The following is a 23,186-nucleotide window of genomic DNA, read 5'->3' on the forward strand; positions in this document are numbered from 1 at the left end:
TGCATCGGCGGCTTTTTAACAGCATCAATTTATCGCAAGTTTGTACTCTTCTATCAGTTCAATATTTCTCTTCCGATTCCTCGCGTAATCCTTAATCAGCTGCTTAATATTCGGATAGAGCACTATGCTGTCCAGCTCAGAAAATGAAACCCATCTGACACCCGTTTGGTTCTCATCGGGATTCGCAGGTAGAGACGGTTTGGAGCCTTCTTTTATCTGGCAATCAAACATCAAGCTTAGGCAGTGCGGCGAATTGCTTTCATACGTAGTTATCAAGTGCGGAACATGTTCGGAAACAAAGGCCAGCGGCCCTACTTCTACATCCACAGAGGCTTCCTCCCAAGCCTCCCGCTTCACTGCTTCTATGACGGACTCTCCAGCCTCCACGCCACCTGCCGGAAGATTGTAATGAATCCCGTTTTTGTCTTCAAATTGTATAAGCAGAACAGCATCATTTTCGATAATAAGCGCACACGCTCTTACCCGGATTGGATAAGTCAATTAGATCATCGCCTTTCAATAGGTATCATATATTGCTACTGCAGAACTTGATTTTCAGGTAAATGAAAGACGGAGATGACCCCCTGAATGTGATAAGCAACCTTCTCCTCTGTTACAAAACACAGAACCGCACTCGTCGGCCGATCGCGAACCGCAATCATGGTCATCCCCAAGACTTCCGCATTCAAACGCACAATATAGTGAAACTTCGTCGTTCCGTCGATGCTTAATGCTTCAATCGTATGTTGAGCAATCTTGATATCCTGCTCGCTTAACCCTTTTTCGAAAATGGACGAAATATCGTGCAATAAATCGGGGAACTCATCTATTTCAACCCTCGTCCCAGCGACTGCTTCATCCTCTAGCATATCAGGATTTCCAGATAATTGCTTTACGTTATTTTTGAATCCGGACATCGCCATATAGATCTTCGTGAAAAATGAATTTAACATAATGGATTGCCCCTCCCGTTTGCTGAGTGCAACTTTGTTAATCATGCGTCTCGCGGCCAATTTGGAACAGTATTAGATATATTGTTTGGAGAGTGAAAAAAGAAGCTGTATCCTGAGCAGAACAATCTGCCGTATGGACATTCTCTTTTCGTTGAGTCAATGTTGTATCAAATCTTGGAGCATGAAGTAATAAAGGAAGTACAGGGCGCTATTTGAGCTAAAATAGTCAAAATGAAGGTCTAGACGGAACTACAGGGCTTTATTTGTGTTTAAACCTCACATATGGACAGGTATAGGCGGAATAGAGGATCATAGTTCCCATTCTCTGAGGGAATCGGTAAATTTAAAAGTAATAGAGGAACCTAGTTCCGCTAAGGTCAATGCTACCAACCCGATAAGCCATTTCATCTCCAGAATACTGCGAAGAAATAACTTCCAGACAAAAAAAGGAACCCAGCCAACGGGGCCGGGTTCAAAAAAGTTTATATTAAAAAGGGGGTCTTGGTTATTATATTACCCTCCGAACATTATGGAACCATAACAGGAATATTTCATTTATGTTACAAAATAGAAAACGCTTTATTCTTTTCCTCTTTAAGCACTTCTATACGCTTTTTAGGCTTCTATACGCTTCCATACGTTTCTATAACGTCTCTATACTTTTCCATGCGCTCTTACACGCCTCTAAACGCCTCCACACCCTCCTCCTACTCATTTTACAGACTTCTCAGAATTTGTGCTTAATCTGTAAATCGCCCAAAAAGGGTTGCACCTTTCCCCATCCTAGCATATAATAGTAATAATTAAATTAGAATTATTATAAATAGGGAGGGACCGTATGAATACCGAATACGACTACCACCATCTTCACCACGTAAAAAAACAAACTAAATCCAGAAAAACATTGTGGGTAACCCTTCTGCTAACTGCCTTTTTCACCATTGTAGAAATCGTCGGCGGAGTGCTCTCCAATTCGCTCGCGCTGCTATCGGATTCGGCCCATATGATCTCGGATGTCATCGCTCTGGGCTTAAGCATGATTGCCCTGCATCTCGCAACCCGGCAGCCAAACGCCCGATTCACGTTCGGGTTCCTGCGGTTTGAGATCATCGCTTCATTCCTAAACGGCCTCGCCCTCTGCGTGATCGCCCTAGGGATCTTCATCGAGGGCATTCAACGCATGATTCATCCTCAGCCGATCCAGCTTGGCCTTATGTTAGGGATTGCTTCGATCGGTTTCATCGTCAATCTGGTGCTCACCTTGGTGCTCCATAACAGCGTGAAGGAAGAGGATAATCTCAATGTCAAAAGCGCCCTCTGGCACTTTTTTGGCGATCTGCTCAGCTCAGTTGGCGTCATTGTATCATCCATTATTATTTATTACTCTGGATTGCTCATCTTCGACCCACTCATCTCCATGGTGATTGGCGGCATTATTTTCATCGGCGGCAGCAAAATTATTCGTGAATCGTACTTGATTCTCATGGAATCCGTGCCGGAGCGTTATAACCTGGACGAAATTCGTAAGCAGATCGCCTCTGTCGAGGGCGTAGAGGATGTGCATGAAATGCATCTTTGGGCCGTTTCGACGGACCATTATTCCTTAACAGCTCACGTGTTCATCAGTCCGAACATTCAACCGTTCTGCGTCATTCTGGCCATCAATGAAACGCTCAAAAGCAAATACGGCATCGAGCATGCCACGATTCAAATTGAGCATGCCGAAATCAATCCGCATGGGGAGTACGGTAAAGCTTTCCTGAAGCATCAAAACCGTTTGAACTCCGCTTCCAGCAGCTCCCTACCACTCCTTTAATCCAAAAAAAAGATAAGACCATCGATCTCTCCCCCAAGTGATCAATGGTCTTTCTTATTTTCCTGAAGATTTCCGTACGATCATCTCTAGATCAATAAACAGTTCATGCCCTGTCACACGTGGCAAGTATTCCTCCAGCAGCTGCGTATTCTCCTCGTCCAACTCTTCCCCAATCTGCCGCATGAGAAAGGCCGCAACCAAGCTGGTTTGCAAATCAACGGGCATCTCAAAGCTGGTAATGGACGGGTAGCTCGACTTCGAGAAAAACTCATTATCCATCCCAATGAGCTGTATCTCTCCGGGCACGGATATTCCACGTTCGTGGCAAAGGGCCAAGAGCTCAAGCGCCAAAGCATCATTAAACGTATAGATCCCGATAGGCCGCAGATCACCGCTTAAGCGCAGCGCTTCATCAAGTGTACCCTCAATCCCAAGCTCCCCTGCATCCAAAAGCGCATGCACGGTCGATTCTCCGCGACCGCTTAGTCCAGCCATAAATCCTTGGATACGCTGTTCGTTAGCTCCCATTCCCTTGCTTCTGCCTGCATAAATCACGGAGCGGCAGCCGTTCTCCAGAAAATGCTGAACCGCCTCCGAAGACGCTTTCGCAAAATCCAAGTTAACCGCCATTTTGACGATTTCGTTCGGCCATCCCCACCCATTGAAGATGACAAGGGGCGTGCCCTCTCCGACTAACTGCTGCGTAGACTGCATGCTCATCGCCAATCCATGGCTGACCAAGCCGTCTACTCTGCGCTGTAACAAGTGCTCCAGATGGCGCTGTTCAATCTCCGGATCCATACCGGCCGCCGAGAAGATGGACAAATGGTAGCCGAAATGATGCACCTTCTGCTCCAGGTTCTCCGCAAAACGGCCATAATAGCCGCCAAAATGCGGAATAATCAACCCGAGCTCATAGGACCTGCGGCGGCTCAAATTCGTCGCCATCACATTCCGGCGATAGCCTAACCGTACAACAGCTTCTTCCACCTTGCGGATCGTTTCGGGCGCCATCGGCACCTTCCTGCGATTGATAACATTCGATACGGTAGCAATGGAAACGCCGGCTTCCGATGCCACATCGATAATTGTAGGCTGTTTACTTTTATTCACATGATTTCCCTCATTTATGAATCGCTTTAATTTATTCTATCGAACAGCCAATCCCTCGTCAATTAGAACAGTAAAAGTAAATTTTCCAGAGATTGTCCAGTGGATTCAAGTTTCATCCTGACGGTCCTTATGTGTGTAACCCCATTGGATAAAATACAACGAGAACACGCTACAGACGTACTCATTTTTCTTTTGGTTGGATGAAATCCAACTACAATGGTTAAAAAGCCTCTAAATCCATTCAAAACTTATAGCTTTGCTGGATTCTGTCCAATCAAATAGGCATTTAGGTATCTAAAATCGCCTTTTCGTTGGAATTCATCCAATGAGCTTGGCTCTAAAACAACAAAAAAAACTTGACCGCAACAACGGCCAAGTTTCCATTCATTCCTCATGATGCCCAATCAGGGAAATGATCTGCTTTTTCAACTTCAGGAATGACTCCGAATCCTTCACATCTTCCACGTCCCGCAACCCGGGTGGAATGACGATCTCCTTGCGAATTGTGCCCGGATGCGCCTGCATCACATACACACGCTGAGAAAGGAAGATCGCTTCCTCGATATCGTGCGTGATGAACACGACGGTCGTCTTTTCCTTCTCCCAGATGCGCAGCAGCAGCTCTTGCATCGAGTTTTTGGTCTGCGGATCGAGCGCCCCGAAAGGCTCATCCATCAGCAGCACTTCCGGATTGTTGGCGAGTGCTCTTGCGATCGCCACCCGTTGTTTCATTCCGCCGGAGAGCTCCTTCGGCAGCGATCTGGCGAACTTTTGCAAACCCACTAGCTCCATAAAGTGATCGGAAATAGCTCTTTTTTCGAAGATAGGAACACCCTTCAGCGTCAGTCCGAACTCAATGTTTTCCCGCACGGAAAGCCACGGAAACAGCGTGTAGGATTGGAACACCATTCCGCGATCAGCGCCCGGACCATCAATTTCATGCCCCGAAATGCTCAGAGATCCTGTTGTCATCGTCTCTAGACCCGCAACAATTCGCAGAAGAGAGGACTTCCCGCAGCCGGAGGGACCAACAAAACTCACAAACTCATGTGCATCCACATGGAAGGAAACTCTGTCGAGCGCTACAAACTGCGACTTCTTCGAGCTGTACACTTTCGTAATATCAGAGGCCATAATTTTGCTCATTTTCATTTCTTTTTCATGCGAAGGTTCAATATGTAGGGCTGCTTGTTGTGTTCGCATCAGTTAACGCCCTCCTTCCAGCCATGGGAAAAATCTGCGGTGACAATATGCAAAGGTACGGTCCGTCATTAATCCGAGCAAGCCAATGGCGATAATACCCACGAAGATTTGATCCGTATTCAGGAACCTTTGCGCCTTCATGATGGAGAATCCCAGCCCGCTGCTTGCCGCAACTAGCTCTGCTACCACAAGATAGGTCCATGCCCAGCCAATAATTAAACGCAAGGTGTTCATCAAATCAGGCAGCAGCGCAGGGATCAGCACTTTCTCAATGGCTTGCCAGCGATTCGCGCCAAGGGTGTACGAGGTTTGCAGCAAATCGTTAGACACCGATCGCGTATTGTCTGCCACCATCAGCATGAGCTGGAAGAAGCAGCCGATGAAAATGACGATGACCTTCGCCCACTCCCCGATTCCTGCCCAAACCATAATCAGCGGAATGAATGCCGTAGCTGGCATATAGCGAATAAATTCGGTCGGTGGAACGAGCAGCGCTTCCGCAAAACGAAACGTACCCGCCAGAATCCCAAGCGGAATCCCAAGCAAACAAGCAAGTAAAAATCCTGCCCCTACACGAAAAATACTAATGCCAACATGATGCCAAAACGTGGAACTCTGCAGCTGAATGGCAAATTGGCGAAGCACCTGATCCGGTGTCGGCAAGAAGGTTCGATTCACCAGATTACCATAGCTGAGCACACTCCAAAAGATAACTGCCAAACATATAATGAGAACAATGCCTGAAACATACGTTTTACGATTGATGTCGCCTCGTATGGCAAACAACGTGGATTTGCGTCTTTTTTTCATAGCCGTTTCCATAGAGCACCTCTCACTCACCTGTTATTTCTTTCGCTCTTTCATCACTTCTTCGACAAAATGTCCGTCCAAGAAGCTTTCTGCTTTCGGGATGGTGCTCAGCATATCCAAGCTTTTCAAGAACTCGGCAGTTTTCTGTGATGTATAATGCAGGGAGCTGTATGAATCCCCTTTTTGGAAAGCTTTCACATTATCGTCTAACTGAAATATTTTCACGCTGTCGACCCCAGCTTTGTATTCGTCCACTGGCGTCTCAGCCGCCTTCGCCATAATTTGCAGCGACTCTTCCGGATTAGCTTTCCAGTAGTCCAGCGCGTCGAACCAGGCATTCAGAATTTTCTTCACGTCTTCCGGTCGATTTTTGGTAATTTCTTCTTTAAATACGAGCAGATCAGGAATGAGTCCAGGCGTATCCTTGGAGGAAAATAACAGCTTGCCTTTGCCCTCTTGAATCGCTTTGCTCAGGAAGGGCTCCCACAGTACGGCGCCGTCCAGGTTGCCTGAGATGAAAGCAGGTCCTGCATCGTTCACCGTCATATTGGTGTAAGAAACGTCTTTCTCAGCGAGGCCGGCCTTCTCAAGCGCCGTTAGCATGAGCAGATGATCAACCGTTCCCAGCTCCGTTGCTACTTTTTTCCCTTTTAAATCCTGCAGCGAATTGATGTTAGGTTTGACTACGACGCCGTCTCCACCATTGGAGTTATCGTTCACAAGCACCGCCTTAAGTGGAATCCCTTTGCTCGCCGGAGCAAGCGTATCACTTAAAGTTTGGCTATTCGCATCGACTTTGCCTGACGCAAGGGCAGATAAGGAGTCACTGTACACGGGGAACCAAACAAGATCGACCTTTACGCCATTTTTCTCAAAGAACCCTTTTTCCTTCACCAAATACCAAACAAACCAGCCCGGCCATGGACTAAGCGCCAATTTGATAGGCTGATCACTGCCACTTGCTGCCTTGCTTGCTGCCTCTTTGCTCGAGCATCCGCTCACGACTGTAAAAGCGAGTAACAACGCCATCATCAGAAATACCATTCTTTTTCTCATTCTGATTCTCCCTCTCCATTTAAACTGGTAAAAAGAAAAACCCGGAACGATATCATATTCTGATATCCTCCCGGGCTTTTATCCCTCCGTGTGCACGATGACCTTCACCGTGTGTCTTCTCTTGGACCAGACCGACAGCCTTCATCTGCCGCGGAACCCTAGAAAACAAGTTTGCTATGAGGTTGTAACTAACTCTTACATTTGTCTTTATCATACTTACATCCTACGCTTATGTCAATATACATAACACAAAAATATATTTTGTTGTCAAACCACCCATTTATGTAATAATATATTACATAATAACAACGGACTTGGAGGTGCATATGATGTACTCGATTCATTTCCACTTAAGTATGTTAGATATCACGATGGCAGCTGCGTCAAAAAACGAAACCATCCCTGCTGCAGTACCAAGCCAGGAAGATCTGGCCATCAAGCCTCCTCTCCAGACCTCCCCTATAGATAACGCTGATTGGGCGGAGACGAACGCGCTTCCCCCGGCAAATTAACCCCTGTATGCACAAAAGCCCGACACCCTGTCGCTCAGGGTATCGGGCTTTATTCTTAACTCTTACTTACACACCTAACCATTTTTTGAATAGATGTTTTGTTGTGTCTGCATTCAATGCTGCGATGGAAGTCGTCAGCGGAATGCCTTTCGGACAAGAACGTACGCAGTTCTGCGAGTTACCGCAGCCTTCGATACCGCCATCTGTCATCAGCGCATCCAAACGCTCGTCTTTGTTCATTTCACCTGTTGGATGAGCATTGAACAAACGAACTTGGGAAAGCGCAGATGGTCCGATGAAAGAGTTCTTGTCATTAACGTTCGGACAAGCTTCCAGACATACGCCGCAAGTCATGCATTTGGACAACTCGTATGCCCATTGACGCTTCGACTCGGCCATACGCGGTCCTGGACCAAGATCGTACGTTCCGTCGATCGGAACCCATGCTTTGACTTTCTTCAAAGCGTTGAACATGCGTCCGCGGTCGATGACAAGGTCACGCATAACAGGGAACGTGCTCATCGGAGCTACGCGAACCGGCTGCTCCAGCTTATCGATCAGAGCCGAACAAGCTTGGCGCGGCTTACCGTTAATGACCATGGAGCAAGCTCCGCAAACTTCTTCCAGACAGTTGGATTCCCAACAAACTGGCGTTGTTTTATCACCGCGCGCGTTTTTTGGATTACGCTGCACTTCCATTAAACCGCTGATGACGTTCATATTGGGACGATAAGGAACTTCAAATTCCTCGGTATAAGGCTTAGAATCCGGACTCTCTTGACGAGTCACGATAAACTTCACGGTTTTCTGTGCGCTTAGTGTCTCAGCCATGATTAATGTCCTCCCTTTTTCTTCTCCGTGGAGTAATCACGTTTCCGCGGTGCAATCAAAGATACATCAATGTCTTCATAGCTGATTTTCGGACCTTCCGGCGTCCAATCGGCAATTGTTGTTTTCATGAAATTGTCATCATCACGTTCAGGGAAGTCAGGCTTGTAGTGCGCGCCACGGCTCTCGTTACGCATTAATGCACCCACCGTCATCGCTTCAGCAAGCTCAAACATGTTCCAGAGTTGGCGTGTGAACGCTACCCCTTGGTTGTTCCAACGAGCTGTATCTGTAATGTTGATGTTGTTGTATCTTTCTTTCATGTCTTTGATTTTATTGATTGTATCTTCAAGACGATCATTGTAACGAACAACCGTCATATTCGCATTCATCATGTCGCCAAGTTCTTTGTGCAGAACATAAGCATTTTCTGTCCCGCTGTTCATTTTGAGCAAGCTCTCATAACGGTCTTGGTGACGTTTCTTCTCACGATCGAACACGATGGAAGACGTATCATCCGCATGTTTCTCTAGGCCGCGAATATACTCAACCGCTTTAGGACCGGAGACCATTCCGTCATAGATCGCCGAAACAAGGGAGTTCGCGCCCAAACGGTTTGCACCGTGATGCTGATACTCACACTCACCCGCAGCGAACAAGCCCGGGATGTTCGTCATCATGTTGTAGTCAACCCACATACCGCCCATGGAATAGTGAACCGCCGGGAAAATCTTCATTGGGATTTTACGCGGATCATCGCCCATGAATTTCTCGTAGATTTCCATGATACCGCCAAGCTTGATATCAAGCTCTTTTGGATCTTTGTGAGAAAGGTCAAGGTAAACCATGTTTTCGCCGTTAATACCAAGCTTCTGATCGATACAAACGGAGAAAATTTCACGCGTTGCGATATCACGAGGCACCAAGTTTCCGTACGCCGGATATTTCTCTTCAAGGAAGTACCAAGGCTTCCCGTCTTTGTAAGTCCAAATACGACCGCCTTCCCCACGTGCGGACTCTGACATCAAACGAAGCTTGTCATCGCCAGGAATCGCCGTCGGGTGAATTTGAATCATTTCACCATTCGCATATTTAACGCCTTGTTGGTAAACAGCGCTTGCTGCCGTACCTGTGTTAATAACGGAGTTCGTTGTTTTACCAAAGATAATACCAGGGCCGCCAGTTGCCAAAATAACAGCGTCAGCCGGGAACGTTTGGATCTCCATGCTGCGCAAATCTTGAGCCGCAATACCACGGCACACATTCTCGTCATCCAAAACGGAGCCAAGGAATTCCCAGTGCTCGAACTTCGTTACGAGACCAGCTGTTTCCCAGCGGCGCACTTGCTCATCAAGTGCATACAGAAGCTGCTGCCCTGTCGTTGCACCTGCAAATGCCGTACGGTGATATTTCGTTCCGCCGAAACGACGGAAATCAAGAAGACCTTCCGGTGTACGATTGAACATAACACCCATACGGTCCATCAAGTGAATGATGCCTGGTGCTGCATCACATAATGCTTTAACTGGCGGTTGATTCGCCAAGAAATCTCCACCGTAAACGGTATCGTCAAAGTGCTCCCACGTGGAGTCCCCTTCACCTTTCGTATTCACCGCACCGTTAATGCCGCCTTGCGCACATACGGAGTGGGAACGTTTAACAGGAACCAAGGAGAACAATTGCACGTGAACTCCGGCCTCCGCTGCTTTAATTGTCGCCATGAGTCCCGCAAGGCCTCCACCGACGACGATGATTTTCGAATTAGCCACTTCTGTTCACCCTCCCTTAATGCCCCGAATGCGCTTCTACCGGAACTTGAAATTGCGTATCTGTAAATGCAGTCAAAGACATAATAAACATCACGGACATCACCACGAACAATACCATCCAAATAATGGAGGAGTAACGTTGTGCGCGAGGTCCAACCGTAATTCCCCAGCTTACAAGGAATGACCATAAACCGTTGCAGAAATGGAATGTCGCTGAAACGATACCAATTACATAAACCGTAAACATAACCGGATTCGTCGCAATGTCATGCATGGTCATGCCGAGATTTTCGTGTGCAACATTGCCTAGTGCAACTTGCAGACGAGTCTCGAACAAATGCCACGCTACGAACAGGAACGTAATAACGCCGGTTACCCGTTGAAGCATAAACATTTGGTTACGGAAATAGCTGTAGTTCGAGACGTTATTACGTGCTTGATAAGCCACATAAAGTCCATAAACGGCATGGTAAAGAAGCGGAAGCCAGATGCCCACGATTTCTAACAGCAGGACCAACGGCAGACCGTTCAACCAGTTAATTTGATCCACGAATGCTTGTGGACCCTTCGTAGCTTCATAGTTAGTGAGCAAATGCTCAATAAGGAAGAAGCCCACTGGAATTACACCAAGCAAAGAGTGGATCTTTCGAAAGTAATACGAATTACCCATAATGTAACCAATTCCCCCCTCAACAAAATTTCATAAATACCATCCGACATGTTCTGACAAAACAAGCCACATACCATTCTACTCTCGCCGCAAACGAGCGTCAACCCATAATCATCCACGCCTATTTTACACCTAATTAGTAAGCGAATATACACGGTCGTCCAATAAATGTGAATAAAAAGTGACATGTACATCGTACCTCTTCTACGCTTATAATGGAAGTGCCGTTTTTTTATATACACTTATAACAAATTTGCATATACGAATGAATACGGAGATGAAAATTACATGGAACTCTTGGATGTTTTCGCCGTTGTTGTCGAACAAGTGAGCCTGAATAAAGCGTCACAGCTGCTGAATATCTCTCAACCCGCTCTTTCACGCAAAATTATGAAGCTGGAAGAAGAACTCGGCGTGGAGCTATTCATCCGCAAAGGAAAACGTCTTGAGCTGACCAAAGCAGGTCAGATCTGCTACGATCATGCGCTTGAGCTTCGCCACGTGGAACGGAAATTCAAGCAGACTCTGCAAATGTACAAAGCTGCAGGCACCCATTCTTCGATTACGGTCGGCGCCAGTTTAACCACTTTACAGGCTACCCTGCCGGATCTGATTACAGATTACTTGCAGGTTTATCCGCTCACGGAGATCAAACTGCTTACAGGCAAAACGCATGAAATCGTGACCATGGTCAAGGAAAATAAAGTCGACATCGGTATCGTCGCTTCCCAGATCAATGCATCGAGCCTGCACTGCGAGCCGTTGTTCGATGATCATCTTTGTCTGGTGCTTCCGCTGGGGCACCCATTCATTGATCGAGCCCATATTACGATGAGCGATTTGAATGACCTGCCGATGATCCTTTTTTCCAAAGGCACCTGGTATCGCATCCTGATGGATGAGCTCTTCCATCGGTATACGATTTTTCCTAATGTCCAAATGGAAATCGATTCTTTCGAGGCGATCATCCGGCTCGTGTCTACCTGCAAAACCGCGACGCTGCTTCCTAAGTCGTATTTGCGTGAAGATTTGATTCAGAATAATGAGTTAATTCTGCGCTACTTAGTGGAACTAGAGCAAACGAAACGAACCACTTCGCTGATCTACTCGGACCAAGCAACAGACAACCCGGAGTCCCTTAAATTCATCGAACAAACGATCAACTATTTTGCTAGGCACAAATAAACCTCCAATCCGCTCAGCATGTCGAGCAAAATTAGAGGTTCTATGTAAAACAACTAATAGACAAACTTATAACCCACGCCCCAGACCGTTCGGATCCGCCTAGGCTCTTTGGGATTGTCTTCGATTTTTTTGCGAAGATTGGCAATATGCACATCAATCGCACGATCGGTGACATAGGAATCGAAGCCCCGGACGGTTTGCAATAAATCTTCTCGCGTGTAGACACGGCCAGGATGATTGACGAAACATTTCATAATTTCAAATTCCGAATACGTCGTCTCGACCAGCTGCCCCTGAACAATCATCGAACGGGTTTGAAGATCGAGGGTAATCTTGTTTTTATCACCGAGCAGCGCCTCATCTGTTTCTGGCTTTGTATCGTGGCGTACCGCCTGGTTCATACGCATGTTGTCACCCGCATTTTGATACAAATTGGAACGACGGATCAAAGCATGGACTCTAGCGCTCATTTCATGCATGCTGAACGGCTTACACATATAGTCATCGGCTCCAGCCCCCAGCGCAGCCACCCGTTCAACCACTTTATTTCTCATCGAGACAATCATGATCGGCACACTCAACGTAGTTCGCACCTGTCTGCACAGTTCAAGTCCGTCCATATCCGGCAGCATAAGATCCAGCAAAATGACGTCAGGAGCAAACGGTTTAACCGCTTCAATCCCCTTTTGCCCCGTCTCCATTCGAATGACTTCAAAGCCTTCTTCGCCCAAATACATGGAGATCATATCGCCGATCATAGGATCGTCTTCGATTATTAATACTTTGTACATTCGGAGTCCACCTTCGCCTCGAAATTCTCTCGTTGAGACTTACAAGACGGAACCATCAGCTTCCGGCCCGTCCGACTTCACTTCAAGTCCCAGCTTTTTCGCCACAAAAGCCGTTGTGCTTGCCTGGAACAGGATGGTGATCAGCACAGCCATAAAAGTGACACTCGCAATGAGATCACTGTGCGCAATCCCCATGCCGGCAACCATTCCGCATAAAGCCGCTGGAATGACACCTGTTTCACGAACCCAGAACATAAATAAAATCTCATTCCATCTCCACTTCGCTTTACGGTCCGGCCACGTACAGACCAGCACCGTCAGCGGACGTGCGATAAAAACAAATACGAAGATGACACCCAAACTCGTCCAAAAATGCTCGAGGATGACCGGAAAATTCACTTGGCTGCCGAGAAGAATAAAAATTAGCATTCGCATGATAATCGTAATATTTTCGGAAAAATGCTCCATTTCATGGCGCTTATCATCCATATTAAGCTTGAACGTTCCGGCGTTCCCCCAGATCAGCCCCGCTGTAAAAGTCGCCATAAAGCCGCTAACGCCGAGAATTTCCCCTGCCAAATATGCCCCTAACGAGGTAACAACCATCGCAATCGTTGCATAATCCCTCAGCAGGCCAAGTTTCAAGTGAGCGGTAAGAAAGGTCATCGCATAGCCGATAACGGCTCCCAGCAGAAGCCCTCCGAGTGCCGTTTTCACAAAATCAAGCGTACCTGAAAGCAGGGAAACTTCCTGCGTGCCCAGGATGACAGCAATTAGTGAAAATGTCAGAATGGAAGCCGTCGCATCATTAAAAGCCGATTCACTTTCAACCGTCTCTCGGACTTTGCGGCGGATTTTCACTTGTTTGAATACCGGAATGAGCGTTGCCGGATCTGTTGAGGCAATAATTGCGCCAAGGAGCAATGCATACAGCCACGGCAAACTCAAGAGGAAATGCGAAGCCGCTGCAACAGCCGCGCAGGTGATAATCACACCGGGAATGCTGAGCATGCCGACTGTGACCCAGACTTGCCGCAAACCGGTGAGCTTGATGTTGCGTCCCCCGTCAAAGAGAATTAGCGCGGAACCGATAACGAGAATGAATTGATTCATAAACGAGGCGCTTGGTTCATTAATCCAATGGAAGGCTTGTCCCGCAATCATACCGGCTACAAGAAACATGGCGACATCAGGTAGTTTCAGCCAATTGGCCGCCCTTCCGAACAACATCCCTAATCCGAAAACAAGCACGAGCAGCACAAGAACATGTTCGATGAGCTGGGTAGTTGAATTCTCCATCTTATCGGATAACTTCGCTTTCAAATTCTTCGATTTGATCGTTTGTTCCGATGATCACCATGACATCGTTTTCGTTCACCACATCGGTAGCGGTGGGCGCAATAATAACGCCTGTTTGCTTGTTTACTGCCACCACGCTGCAGCCGTATTTGGCACGCGGATCCAATTGTTTAATCGTTAGCCCGCACAGCCTTTTCGGTACGGAAAGTTCCGCAATCGTATAATCTTTAGAAATTTCAATATAATCCAATAAATTTGGTGAGTTGAGCTGGTGAGCCACGCGTATCCCCATGTCACGCTCAGGATAGATGACGCGGTCAACCCCTAGCTTCTGCAAAACTTTCCCATGTAATTCAGACAAGGCTTTGGCCACAACCTTTTTGACCCCTGAATCCTTCAGAACAATCGCCGTTAAAATACTGGACTGAATGTCGTCCCCGATCGCTACGACGGCGCAATCAAAATTACGCACTCCCAGAGACTTCAGGACATCCTCATCGGTGGCATCCGCCACAACGGCATGCGTAAGCTCATGGCTCATCTCGTCGACCGCTTCCTCATCCTTATCGATGCCAAGCACCTCATTGCCCAGCTTAATAAGCTCTTTGGAAATGCTGGCTCCAAATCGCCCAAGGCCGACTACCACATATTGCGTTTTCTTCATCTCTCCGGCTTCCCCTATCCAATCGTGATTTTACCCTCTGGGTATCTATATAATTCCTTCTCTTGTTTCGGCTGAAGCGCATAAGCGAGCGTGATCGGGCCGAGACGACCGGCAAACATCGTCAAGCTGATGAGAATTTTACCGAAAAGCGTTAAATCGGGTGTGAGTCCCATGGTTAGTCCTACCGTCGCGAACGCGGAAGTGACTTCAAACAAGATTTTGAGCAGCTGCGAATCTTCCGTGGTCGATAACAGCATGGTAACCGTTATAACTAGGAATAAAGCAATCATCGTTAACGTAATCGCTTTAAGAATGCGGTCCTTTGCCAATCGGTAGCGGAAAATGACAATATCCTCTTTCCCGCGGATCATCGTGACAATGGCTGCGATCAAGATGGTGAATGTCGTTGTTTTGATACCGCCACCCGTGGAACCGGGAGATGCCCCGATAAACATAAGGATGACCATGAAAAATTGCGTAGCTTGACGAAGCGCGCCAATATCCACCGTATTCGGACCTGCGGTCCTCGGCGCGACGGATTGAAAAAAGGAAGCTAGTATTTTGCCGCCTAAATCAAGCGAACCTAAAGTTCTGTTATTCGTATATTCGAATATAAAGATGATAAGAGCTCCTGCTACGATAAGGAACCCAGTCATGCTTAGTACAACCTTGGAGTGCAAAGAAAGCTTCCTCGTTTTGCGAAAATCCATCGCATCCGACATTACAATAAAACCCAAGCCCCCTAAGACAATAAGAGCCATCGCGACAAAGTTAACAACGAAATCGTCTGCATATCCGGTAAAGGAAACGAAAGGAGCATCGACCGTGCCGAACAAATCAAACCCTGCATTGTTAAACATCGAGATCGCATGCCAAATGCCGAAATATAGGGCTTTAGAAAAACCAAGGTCAAAGCTCCAACGGATCGTGAAAATAACGGCCGCTATCGCTTCAATGGATAAGGAGTAAATAATCACTTTACGGATCAAACGGACAATGCCTTCCATGCTGCCTTGATTGAAAGCCTCTTGAAGCACCAGCCGTTCCTTGAGGGTAATTTTCTTGCGGAAAACAAGGGCAAGCAGTGTAGCCATCGTCATAAACCCTAATCCCCCAATCTGAATTAAGGAGACAATGACGATCTGACCGAACATAGTGTACGTACTTCCCGTATCAACAACAACGAGTCCTGTCACGCAGGTCGCTGAAGTTGAAGTAAACAACGCATCAATAAATGGTACGGATTGACCGGTCGCTGAAGCAATCGGCAGTGTGAGGAGCCCTGCTCCGATAAAGATGATGACGGCGAAGCCAAGAACCAGAATTTGTGGCGGTGTCATCTGCCAAACACTTATTTTTTTACGCATAGAATCTCGTTCCCCGCTCAACTATAGTCTTCTGGCTTCACTTGCAAATATAGGTATTATATAACTGTTTGATTTGTATTTCCACCTAAAATTCGCATTCTTGTAAAACTCATGGTAACGTGGAAATGAAGGTTTCATACTCGTGAATTCAGAAGGGAATTGAATGATGCCAAGGCCGAAATTTAACCGATTTCTCCTCCTCCTAGCCTGTATAGGCATAGCCCTTTATGCGGGCATAACAGCTTTGTATGGCTTGCAAACGGAAGAAGCGCCGGCGGGCGAGAACCCTTCCATCACCAAAGCGCAGGCCGCAGAACATGCTTCTACCTTCATCAACGAGCGTTATGCGATTAAGGGGAGCAACACTTTTGTAGCGTATCAGTCTAAAAAAGAACGCAGCGGCTATTTGCAGAAAGAGCATTTATCCGAAAGCTATGACTCGGCGTTTGGCAAACGCTATCCGCTGGACTATTACCAAGTCAACGTGAGTGATGCCAAGAAGAACCGTCAGTTTGAAGTTGAAATCAACTACACGGACGGCGCTGTCGTCGGATGGCGCGAGGTCTATAACGCCGAGGGCGAGAGTGCGCTTATCAGCAAACAGAAGGCTGACATTATGGCCAAGCAGGAAATGCGGGCTCGCGGGCTTGATCCCGATGACATGAAAGCCATCGATAAAGAGGACGACGCTGCGCAGAAGGACTCCGGCTTGGTTTTATACTATGAAAAACAATCTCAGCCTATGGGAGAAGCGAAATTACAAGTTCGCACGCAATTCGATGAGAAGAATTTAGTCGGCTACACCGTACTTTTCAGCTTGCCGGCTTCGCATCTGGATTGGCTTAACGCGCAAGATCATTCCGCTTCCGTGATGACCTGGATTTCAATGGGCTTCTCCATTCTCATGACCATTGCCGCCATAGTCCTTGTTATCATTTATCGAAAACAAATGAGATTTCTCAGCGGACTGCTGCTGACCGCTATTTTCTTAGCCATTTACATCGCCAATAACTTTAATATGTACCCAGCCTTCCGTTTAATTAGCGGCGGAGGTCCGGGTGCTGAGTTCGCCACATGGGCGACCATCATTTTCATGAACGTACTGGCGGTTGGACTCGCCATTTCACTCTACTTCTCTCTCGTAGCCGGCAACGGCCTGTGGAATGCGACCGGGCAACCCAAGTGGCCAACCTGGAAGGAACAGAGATATGGCACGGAGGTCTTTTACAGCATGGGACGGGGCTACTTACTGGCGCTTTTCATCCTTGGCATTCAGCAAGTCCTGTTCTATACAGGGGATGTCAAATTTGATGTATGGGCGGTCAATGATCCAACCGATTCCGTGCTCAACATGGTGGAACCCCGCCTCTTCCCTTTGATGGCTTGGGTTGCGGCGATTTCGGAGGAAGCCACTTACCGGCTGCTGGGCATTATCTTATTCAAAAAGCTGTTCCGCAATAATTTCATTGCGATTCTTATTCCTAGCGTGATTTGGGCGGCCAGCCACACCCAGTATCCGATCTATCCGGTCTATACGCGGTTAATCGAAGTAACCATTATCGGTATTATTCTTGGTTATGTGTTCCTCAAATATGGCTTTATTACCGCCGTTTTCGCACATGCCTGCATGGACAGCATCCTGATGGGGATGTCGTTATTCTCCTTAGGACACGTAAGCGATGTGCTGTGTGGAATCTTATACCTCCTGCTCCCAGCCATCGTCGGCTATTTTCTTACATGGCTGCACGGAAAAAGGCGGGGCCCCCTTATTCCTGGGGAACCGCCGCCTCGCCTTGGAGCGCTTTGAGAATCTCGCCTGCTAATTTCTCACCTATACCCAGAGGCTTGAAGTCTTGGACTTCAGCCTCTTTTATTTTGCGCACGGAACCGAAATGCTTCAAGAGTGCCTTCCTGCGCTTCTCCCCGATACCAGGGATGGCATCGAGCTGTGAGGCTACCATGGACTTCGCCCTCGTTTCCCGGTGGAACGTGATGGCGAAGCGATGGACCTCATCTTGAATCCGTTGAAGCAGATAAAACTCCTGACTGTCCCGCGGCAGCGGAATGATCTCCGCAGGATCTCCCATCATCAACTGCGCCGTCTTATGCTTTGCATCCTTCACTAGGCCGCAAATCGGAATGTACAGCCCAAGCTCATTCTCCAAGACATCGACCGCAGCGGAGATTTGCCCTTTGCCTCCGTCGACGACGATCAGATCCGGCATCGTCAGATTATCCTTAAGCACACGCTCATACCTGCGGCGGATGACCTCGCGCATCGTCTCGTAATCATCCGGGCCAACGACGGTTTTCACTTTGTACTTGCGGTACTCTTTGCGATCGGGCTTCCCGTCTACAAAAACAACCATTGCGGAAACCGGATTCGTCCCCTGAATGTTGGAGTTATCGAACGCTTCGATCCGGCGAATCTTGCCCATACCGAGCCACTCGCCGAGGTTTTCCACGGCTTTGGTCGTCCGGCTTTCGTCCCGCTCCACGAGACGGAACTTCTCTTCCAGCGCGTTGCGGGCGTTATCTTTGGCCATATCGACCATCTGCTTCTTCAGGCCGCGCTGCGGGATGTGGACCTTGACCTTCAGCCACGATTCCAGCGCCTCGCGGACATCTTTCATTTCAGCCTCCGCTTGCGCAGAGGACTGCACGGGCTGCTCAGCAGGGACAACGTCCACTGCAGGTGTTGCGCCTGCTTCTGCCTCTGGCATGCCAGGCAGGAAGATCTCCTTCGGCAGCGCAGGATTGTCAATGTACATCTGCGTGACATAGGTGATGAAGTCACTGTACTCATCGCCATAATACGGAAAAAGCGAGACGTGCCGCTCGATGAGCTTGCCCTGACGCATGTACTGGATGTGTACCGCCATCCAGCCCTTATCCACCGCATAACCGAACACGTCACGGTCCTGCGCGTCAACCGCATTGATCTTCTGCTTCTCCATCAACGCGTCGATGCTCATGATATGATCGCGCAGCTCCTTTGCGCGCTCGAAGTTCAGTTCTTCCGCTGCCGCAAGCATCTTGGTCGTCAGCTCTTCCTTAATGACATCGTGTCCCCCGTTCAGGAAACGGGTGATCTCCTGCACCATCCGCTCATTCTGCTCAGCGGATACGTCATACTCGCAAGGCGCCAGACATTGTCCGATATGGTAGTATAGGCATACTTTATCGGGCATTGTCTTGCACTTGCGGAGCGGATACAACCGGTCCAGCAGCTTCTTGGTCTGCTGGGCCGCAAAAGCATTCGGATAAGGGCCGAAGTACTTCCCCTTATCCTTATACACCCGCCGCGTGACTTCCAGACGCGGCTGCGCTTCATGGGTAATCTTGATGTAAGGGAACGTCTTGTCATCCTTGAGGAGTACGTTGTACCGCGGATGATGCTGCTTAATCAGATTACACTCGAGAATGAGCGCCTCCACATTGGAGGAGGTGATGATATATTCAAAGTCGCGGATTTCGCTGACTAGTCTTTGCGTCTTGGCACCATGGCTTCCTGTAAAGTAGGAGCGCACACGGTTTTTCAGCACTTTGGCTTTTCCTACATAAATGATCGTACCTTCGCGGTTCTTCATAATATAGCAACCAGGTTTATCCGGTAATAAGGAAAGCTTATGTTTAATCATTTCCAGACGCTGTTCACGGACGGCCGCGTCCTCTTGCTCATGGTCAAACTCCGTCATGATTCCTATCTCCTTTCGTGCACAAAAAAAGCTCATTTTCAGCATAGCAGAAAATGAGCTTTTTCTCACGAACAATTGTTTCTAATTCGAATTCAGAAACAACTTATTGATGGCGAGTTACAACATTTTTCAAAGCTTCTTTGGATTGGAAACCAACCACTTTATCAACAGGCTGTCCGTCTTTGAAAACGATCAGTGTTGGGATACTCATGACGCCGAAACGCGCAGCGGACTCTGGATTGTCATCCACGTTCACTTTTGCGATTTTCAAAGCTTCTACTTCTTTATCAAGCTCTTCCAAAACAGGAGCGATCATTTTGCAAGGTCCGCACCAAGGTGCCCAGAAGTCTACAAGTACTGTACCTTCGCTTTCAACTTCAGCTTTAAAGCTGTTATCAGAAACATTCACGATTGCCATGATAGTTCCTCCTTCTAAGAATGGATTTATAACATCAAGTAGTTAATTGCTACCGATGAACGTCAACATGTAAAGTATACCACACCCATAGGCCATTTCAACCAAACCATAACTTAGCAATCCGGCTGGCTCTGGAACCTACTTGGATGGCACGCCTACCGGCAGCCCCTGAAGCCTTTGCTGCTCAATATAAGCTATACGATCCTTCAAATTCGCTTGCAGCATCTGCAGCATTTCCATTTGGCGCTCAATGTCCTGCAGCTTCTCCGTGTAGAGTGGCAGCAGATCATCGCATTGCGACTCCTGATTTTTCATGACGCAGTTTAGAAAGCTTTCAATTTGTTCGGTCGTAAAACCCAGGCTCAAATAAAACTGAATGGTTTTCACGCGTTCAACAGCCATTTGGTTAAAAACCCGATAACCGTTTTCTTCGCGCTGCGTTGCGATAAGCCCTTTGGCCTCGTAGTACCGCAAAGAACGAATGCTGGCACCTGTCAGCTTGGATAATTCACTAATCCGCATGGCTTTCACCTTTTTCCTTTTCCTTGATCAAGTAAGGATGACTTTATTGTAAACCATAACACTAATGTTAGAGTCAAGACTTATTTTATACTTTCCGCTCCTGTCTGTTATTGTTTGCATAATTGTCACTTCCATTATCTTTACAAGTTTCGACGAATTTGGGTATACTAAGTTTAAACTTTAGAATGTCGGACGTTAGGGGGTAACCACATGAGCGATCCTAAACACCCTGAGCTTCACGTGTATGAAGAACCGCGTAACGATTTCATGGACGTTGGTATCGGATTTGGCGTGTTCTTCGCAATCTTGTTTATCATTGCAGCCGTTGCAACTGCTATTCAAGTAATGAAGTAGAACTAGTACAAGCCCATAAGTCAACCGCTTTGCACTGTTAGTGTAGGGCGGTTTTTTCATTAGACCACACTGCAAAGGGGACTTACGATTCAAATGATTAAAGTTCATCCAGATCGCCAAAAACTCATTTCTTTTATCGGTTTAACGAACGCAGACTTACGATTATTAAAAAGTAAAGAAGAAGCCTTCCAAAGTGTTGTAGAAAAACTGGTCGACCAACTGTATGCCGAAATCACACAGGTCCCTGAGCTTGTTGCGATTATTCAGCAGCACAGCACGATTGAGCGCCTCAAAGAGACGCAGCGTTGGTATTTTCTATCCATGGCCTCCGGACTTATTGACGATGACTACATAACGAAACGTTTATACATAGGAAAAGTACACTCCCGCATCGGCCTGACAACCTCCTGGTACTTGGGCACCTATTTAAAATATACGGACATTGCTACGCAGCATTTCAAAGAAATCATGCCTGACGAGTGGACGCAAGTGCTCCTTGCGTTAAGTAAAATGTTCAACCTGGACAGCCAGCTTGCTTTGGAAGCCTACGAGCAGGATGAGAAGCTGAAAATTCAAACCTTGGTGGACGAGCAGGCTATTATGCTGACGACCATCTCCAGCGTTGTACAGGACCTTGCTTCCATGATGGTGGAGCTGGGCGGCAGCAGCCAAACGGTAGCCGATACCGCGATAAAAACGGCGGAATCGCAAGATTTATCCAACCACCGCATTGACGAACTCCAACATGAGATCAAAGATATCTCGAAGATGGGTTCCGTCATGAAAGAAATTTCCGACCAGACGCATTTGCTTGGTCTTAATGCCGCAATCGAAGCTGCACGCTCTGGCGAGCATGGTCGCGGCTTTGAAGTTGTCGCCAACGAAGTGCGCAAGCTGGCTTCGAATTCACGGGAAGCGCTCGACACCATCCAGAAGAAGCTGAAGCTGATCACGCAGAAGCTTGAGCTCGTCCAGAAGGGCTCCGAGGAAACGACTCACTTCGCGCGGACACAAGCAGCTAGTGCGCAGGAGCTTACTTCCTTCGTTCAAATGATTGAAAGTGTAACTACCCAGTTGGAACGTCTAAAGAAATCATAACATTCATTGATACGAGTAAGACCCTTCCATCCACATTATCTGTGGTAGAAGGGTCTTTTTGAATGCCATGAATCCTATGATCGTCCCCGTTTATTCGTACCGGTCACTTCAACGACCTCAACGAAAGGACGAATACGGTCCATAATCCGTTGTCCTTTGTACTCCTCGTCGCCATCCTTGTTCGTGAAGCTGAAATGCTTCTCAAGATCATGCAGCGCATAGTTGGACGTAAAGAACGTCGGTTTTCTGTTCATCCGGTGATTCACAATCGCCCCAATGACATGGTCGCGGAGCCACGGGTTCAGGTTCTCCGCCCCAATGTCGTCGAAAACAAGCAGATCCGTTTCTTTCAGAAGATCGATCGTCTCTTTCAACTTGGAGGGCTCTTGAAACATGCCTTTCAAGTCCTCGGCAAAATCCGGCATATACACGATGGCGCCCGTCATCCCCACTTTGGCCAGCTGATGCAGCATATAGCCCATGAGGAACGTTTTCCCCGTACCGAACGATCCGCATAAATAAAGTCCGCGTGTTTGCAGTCCGGTTTCCATGGTTTGATTGACGTAATCATTGATTTGCATGACGGCTTTCGCCCGGTCCAAATCCGTTTCCAGAATATCGCCAAACGAGAAGCTGCGCGAAATCATCCGTGGATCTACGTGGAACGTACGAATCCGAGATGAAATCGCATCCTGGAGCTGCTTGGAGGTAAACTTTTTGCACGCCACTTTTTCTTCATGTATATACACTCTATCGTTATCCGTATCGGCAGTTAGCATCGTATAGTGACCTGTCATATCATTCGGGCAGTTCTCCAAGCCTGGGCAATTGGAGCAGGTTTTGTACTCGGTCACATATTGGTACAGCTTATTCATGTTAATCTTGACGGCATAATCATCGACAAACGGGTACTTCTCGCGAAACTTATGAACTAAGGCGTCATCCATCACCGCCTTGATTTTGACCTCGGCCTTGCGTCTCCATTCCGAGTTCGGCATGGATTTAAGAATGTGCGACAGCGATTCCATGAGTGCGGCACCTCCTGCATATGTGATCTCTT

General features: G+C 47.5%; 23 protein-coding genes and 1 riboswitch. Of the genes, 6 read left to right on the forward strand and 17 right to left on the reverse strand.

All coding sequences use genetic code 11. The features are described 5' to 3' along the window. Positions 1 to 24: 24 nt before the first annotated feature. Complete coding sequence (locus PCH02S_RS10895; RefSeq protein WP_127452845.1) at positions 25 to 501, reverse strand: NUDIX domain-containing protein; 477 nt, start codon at positions 499 to 501, stop codon at positions 25 to 27. A 35-nt stretch (positions 502 to 536) separates the two neighbouring features. After that, a complete protein-coding gene (locus PCH02S_RS10900) occupies positions 537 to 953 on the reverse strand; it encodes a hypothetical protein (protein ID WP_127452847.1) in 417 nt (138 codons plus the stop codon). Between the two features lie 838 nt (positions 954 to 1,791). Here PCH02S_RS10900 and PCH02S_RS10905 point away from each other — a divergent pair. Then, entirely contained in the window at positions 1,792 to 2,769 is a 978-nt protein-coding gene (locus PCH02S_RS10905) for a cation diffusion facilitator family transporter (RefSeq protein WP_127452849.1), read from the forward strand. A 54-nt stretch (positions 2,770 to 2,823) separates the two neighbouring features. Here the strand turns inward: PCH02S_RS10905 and PCH02S_RS10910 are convergent, their stop codons facing one another. From PCH02S_RS10910 to PCH02S_RS10925, 4 genes are all read right to left on the reverse strand, one after another. Further along, positions 2,824 to 3,882 carry a LacI family DNA-binding transcriptional regulator gene (locus PCH02S_RS10910; protein ID WP_127452851.1) on the reverse strand — a complete coding sequence of 353 codons (1,059 nt, stop codon included), beginning with the start codon at positions 3,880 to 3,882 and terminating at the stop codon, positions 2,824 to 2,826. A 384-nt stretch (positions 3,883 to 4,266) separates the two neighbouring features. Continuing rightward, entirely contained in the window at positions 4,267 to 5,085 is an 819-nt protein-coding gene (locus PCH02S_RS10915; protein WP_174806766.1) for an ABC transporter ATP-binding protein, read from the reverse strand. Between the two features lie 3 nt (positions 5,086 to 5,088). Further along, entirely contained in the window at positions 5,089 to 5,907 is an 819-nt protein-coding gene (locus tag PCH02S_RS10920) for an ABC transporter permease (protein WP_246069029.1), read from the reverse strand. A gap of 21 nt (positions 5,908 to 5,928) precedes the next feature. Beyond that, a complete protein-coding gene (locus PCH02S_RS10925) occupies positions 5,929 to 6,951 on the reverse strand; it encodes an ABC transporter substrate-binding protein (RefSeq protein ID WP_127452853.1) in 1,023 nt (340 codons plus the stop codon). Between the two features lie 65 nt (positions 6,952 to 7,016). Beyond that, positions 7,017 to 7,124: riboswitch (guanidine-I (ykkC/yxkD leader) on the reverse strand. Between the two features lie 156 nt (positions 7,125 to 7,280). Between PCH02S_RS10925 and PCH02S_RS10930 the strand changes: the two genes are divergently transcribed. Continuing rightward, positions 7,281 to 7,463, forward strand: coding sequence for a hypothetical protein (locus tag PCH02S_RS10930; protein WP_127452854.1), 183 nt, complete (start codon positions 7,281 to 7,283; stop codon positions 7,461 to 7,463). Between the two features lie 66 nt (positions 7,464 to 7,529). On the opposite strand, the gene sdhB is transcribed toward PCH02S_RS10930, so the two are convergent. The 3 genes from sdhB to PCH02S_RS10945 are packed head-to-tail and all read right to left on the reverse strand — an operon-like array spanning position 7,530 to position 10,730. Continuing rightward, on the reverse strand, positions 7,530 to 8,294 hold the full coding sequence (gene sdhB, locus PCH02S_RS10935; RefSeq protein WP_127452857.1) for a succinate dehydrogenase iron-sulfur subunit: 765 nt from the start codon (positions 8,292 to 8,294) through the stop codon (positions 7,530 to 7,532). Between the two features lie 2 nt (positions 8,295 to 8,296). Next, positions 8,297 to 10,060: a succinate dehydrogenase flavoprotein subunit gene (sdhA, locus tag PCH02S_RS10940; protein WP_127452859.1), complete on the reverse strand. Its 1,764-nt coding sequence runs from the start codon at positions 10,058 to 10,060 to the stop codon at positions 8,297 to 8,299. 16 nt (positions 10,061 to 10,076) lie between these two features. Beyond that, positions 10,077 to 10,730: a succinate dehydrogenase cytochrome b558 subunit gene (locus tag PCH02S_RS10945; protein WP_127452860.1), complete on the reverse strand. Its 654-nt coding sequence runs from the start codon at positions 10,728 to 10,730 to the stop codon at positions 10,077 to 10,079. Between the two features lie 288 nt (positions 10,731 to 11,018). On the opposite strand from PCH02S_RS10945, the gene PCH02S_RS10950 reads away from it, so the two are divergent. Next, positions 11,019 to 11,915 (forward strand): LysR family transcriptional regulator, encoded by an 897-nt coding sequence (locus tag PCH02S_RS10950; RefSeq protein WP_127452862.1) that lies wholly within the window; start codon positions 11,019 to 11,021, stop codon positions 11,913 to 11,915. A gap of 53 nt (positions 11,916 to 11,968) precedes the next feature. Here the strand turns inward: PCH02S_RS10950 and PCH02S_RS10955 are convergent, their stop codons facing one another. The 4 genes from PCH02S_RS10955 to PCH02S_RS10970 are packed head-to-tail and all read right to left on the reverse strand — an operon-like array spanning position 11,969 to position 16,036. Further along, positions 11,969 to 12,706, reverse strand: a complete 738-nt coding sequence (locus PCH02S_RS10955) for a response regulator transcription factor (RefSeq protein ID WP_127452864.1) — start codon at positions 12,704 to 12,706, stop codon at positions 11,969 to 11,971. Positions 12,707 to 12,745: 39 nt separating this feature from the next. Next, positions 12,746 to 14,005: a cation:proton antiporter gene (locus PCH02S_RS10960; protein ID WP_127452866.1), complete on the reverse strand. Its 1,260-nt coding sequence runs from the start codon at positions 14,003 to 14,005 to the stop codon at positions 12,746 to 12,748. A 1-nt stretch (position 14,006) separates the two neighbouring features. Then, complete coding sequence (locus tag PCH02S_RS10965; RefSeq protein ID WP_127452868.1) at positions 14,007 to 14,669, reverse strand: potassium channel family protein; 663 nt, start codon at positions 14,667 to 14,669, stop codon at positions 14,007 to 14,009. 14 nt (positions 14,670 to 14,683) lie between these two features. Further along, positions 14,684 to 16,036 carry a TrkH family potassium uptake protein gene (locus PCH02S_RS10970; RefSeq protein ID WP_127452870.1) on the reverse strand — a complete coding sequence of 451 codons (1,353 nt, stop codon included), beginning with the start codon at positions 16,034 to 16,036 and terminating at the stop codon, positions 14,684 to 14,686. 163 nt (positions 16,037 to 16,199) lie between these two features. Here PCH02S_RS10970 and PCH02S_RS10975 point away from each other — a divergent pair, with 163 nt between their 5' ends. Continuing rightward, entirely contained in the window at positions 16,200 to 17,843 is a 1,644-nt protein-coding gene (locus PCH02S_RS10975; protein WP_127452872.1) for a CPBP family intramembrane glutamic endopeptidase, read from the forward strand. Here the strand turns inward: PCH02S_RS10975 and uvrC are convergent. From uvrC to PCH02S_RS10990, 3 genes are all read right to left on the reverse strand, one after another. Next, a complete protein-coding gene (uvrC, locus tag PCH02S_RS10980; RefSeq protein ID WP_127452874.1) occupies positions 17,803 to 19,734 on the reverse strand; it encodes an excinuclease ABC subunit UvrC in 1,932 nt (643 codons plus the stop codon). The two genes, PCH02S_RS10975 and uvrC, sit on opposite strands and share 41 nt — an antisense overlap. Before the next feature lie 103 nt (positions 19,735 to 19,837). After that, complete coding sequence (trxA, locus tag PCH02S_RS10985) at positions 19,838 to 20,152, reverse strand: thioredoxin (RefSeq protein WP_127452876.1); 315 nt, start codon at positions 20,150 to 20,152, stop codon at positions 19,838 to 19,840. Between the two features lie 138 nt (positions 20,153 to 20,290). Continuing rightward, positions 20,291 to 20,674: a MerR family transcriptional regulator gene (locus PCH02S_RS10990; RefSeq protein ID WP_127453203.1), complete on the reverse strand. Its 384-nt coding sequence runs from the start codon at positions 20,672 to 20,674 to the stop codon at positions 20,291 to 20,293. 210 nt (positions 20,675 to 20,884) lie between these two features. Between PCH02S_RS10990 and PCH02S_RS10995 the strand changes: the two genes are divergently transcribed. Both PCH02S_RS10995 and PCH02S_RS11000 read left to right on the forward strand, forming a co-directional pair. After that, positions 20,885 to 21,028, forward strand: a complete 144-nt coding sequence (locus tag PCH02S_RS10995; protein ID WP_127452878.1) for a YqzM family protein — start codon at positions 20,885 to 20,887, stop codon at positions 21,026 to 21,028. A 93-nt stretch (positions 21,029 to 21,121) separates the two neighbouring features. Next, on the forward strand, positions 21,122 to 22,126 hold the full coding sequence (locus PCH02S_RS11000; protein WP_127452880.1) for a globin-coupled sensor protein: 1,005 nt from the start codon (positions 21,122 to 21,124) through the stop codon (positions 22,124 to 22,126). 74 nt (positions 22,127 to 22,200) lie between these two features. Here the strand turns inward: PCH02S_RS11000 and dnaI are convergent, their stop codons facing one another. Continuing rightward, positions 22,201 to 23,154: a primosomal protein DnaI gene (dnaI, locus tag PCH02S_RS11005; RefSeq protein ID WP_127452882.1), complete on the reverse strand. Its 954-nt coding sequence runs from the start codon at positions 23,152 to 23,154 to the stop codon at positions 22,201 to 22,203. Positions 23,155 to 23,186: the final 32 nt, after the last annotated feature.

Source organism: Paenibacillus chondroitinus NBRC 15376, assembly GCF_004000765.1.
Classification (GTDB): domain Bacteria; phylum Bacillota; class Bacilli; order Paenibacillales; family NBRC-103111; genus Paenibacillus_E; species Paenibacillus_E chondroitinus.

Excerpts from the sequence above, each read along its gene's own strand:
- PCH02S_RS10900 (WP_127452847.1), bottom strand. The coding sequence starts at position 953 with ATGTTAAATTCATTTTTCACGAAGATCTATATGGCGATGTCCGGATTC.
- PCH02S_RS10905 (WP_127452849.1), top strand. The coding sequence starts at position 1,792 with ATGAATACCGAATACGACTACCACCATCTTCACCACGTAAAAAAACAA.
- PCH02S_RS10915 (WP_174806766.1), bottom strand. The coding sequence starts at position 5,085 with ATGCGAACACAACAAGCAGCCCTACATATTGAACCTTCGCATGAAAAA.
- PCH02S_RS10920 (WP_246069029.1), bottom strand. The coding sequence starts at position 5,907 with ATGGAAACGGCTATGAAAAAAAGACGCAAATCCACGTTGTTTGCCATA.
- PCH02S_RS10925 (WP_127452853.1), bottom strand. The coding sequence starts at position 6,951 with ATGAGAAAAAGAATGGTATTTCTGATGATGGCGTTGTTACTCGCTTTT.
- PCH02S_RS10930 (WP_127452854.1), top strand. The coding sequence starts at position 7,281 with ATGTACTCGATTCATTTCCACTTAAGTATGTTAGATATCACGATGGCA.
- sdhB (WP_127452857.1), bottom strand. The coding sequence starts at position 8,294 with ATGGCTGAGACACTAAGCGCACAGAAAACCGTGAAGTTTATCGTGACT.
- PCH02S_RS10945 (WP_127452860.1), bottom strand. The coding sequence starts at position 10,730 with ATGGGTAATTCGTATTACTTTCGAAAGATCCACTCTTTGCTTGGTGTA.
- PCH02S_RS10950 (WP_127452862.1), top strand. The coding sequence starts at position 11,019 with ATGGAACTCTTGGATGTTTTCGCCGTTGTTGTCGAACAAGTGAGCCTG.
- PCH02S_RS10955 (WP_127452864.1), bottom strand. The coding sequence starts at position 12,706 with ATGTACAAAGTATTAATAATCGAAGACGATCCTATGATCGGCGATATG.
- PCH02S_RS10960 (WP_127452866.1), bottom strand. The coding sequence starts at position 14,005 with ATGGAGAATTCAACTACCCAGCTCATCGAACATGTTCTTGTGCTGCTC.
- PCH02S_RS10965 (WP_127452868.1), bottom strand. The coding sequence starts at position 14,669 with ATGAAGAAAACGCAATATGTGGTAGTCGGCCTTGGGCGATTTGGAGCC.
- PCH02S_RS10970 (WP_127452870.1), bottom strand. The coding sequence starts at position 16,036 with ATGCGTAAAAAAATAAGTGTTTGGCAGATGACACCGCCACAAATTCTG.
- PCH02S_RS10975 (WP_127452872.1), top strand. The coding sequence starts at position 16,200 with ATGATGCCAAGGCCGAAATTTAACCGATTTCTCCTCCTCCTAGCCTGT.
- uvrC (WP_127452874.1), bottom strand. The coding sequence starts at position 19,734 with ATGACGGAGTTTGACCATGAGCAAGAGGACGCGGCCGTCCGTGAACAG.
- trxA (WP_127452876.1), bottom strand. The coding sequence starts at position 20,152 with ATGGCAATCGTGAATGTTTCTGATAACAGCTTTAAAGCTGAAGTTGAA.
- PCH02S_RS10990 (WP_127453203.1), bottom strand. The coding sequence starts at position 20,674 with ATGCGGATTAGTGAATTATCCAAGCTGACAGGTGCCAGCATTCGTTCT.
- PCH02S_RS10995 (WP_127452878.1), top strand. The coding sequence starts at position 20,885 with ATGAGCGATCCTAAACACCCTGAGCTTCACGTGTATGAAGAACCGCGT.
- PCH02S_RS11000 (WP_127452880.1), top strand. The coding sequence starts at position 21,122 with ATGATTAAAGTTCATCCAGATCGCCAAAAACTCATTTCTTTTATCGGT.
- dnaI (WP_127452882.1), bottom strand. The coding sequence starts at position 23,154 with ATGGAATCGCTGTCGCACATTCTTAAATCCATGCCGAACTCGGAATGG.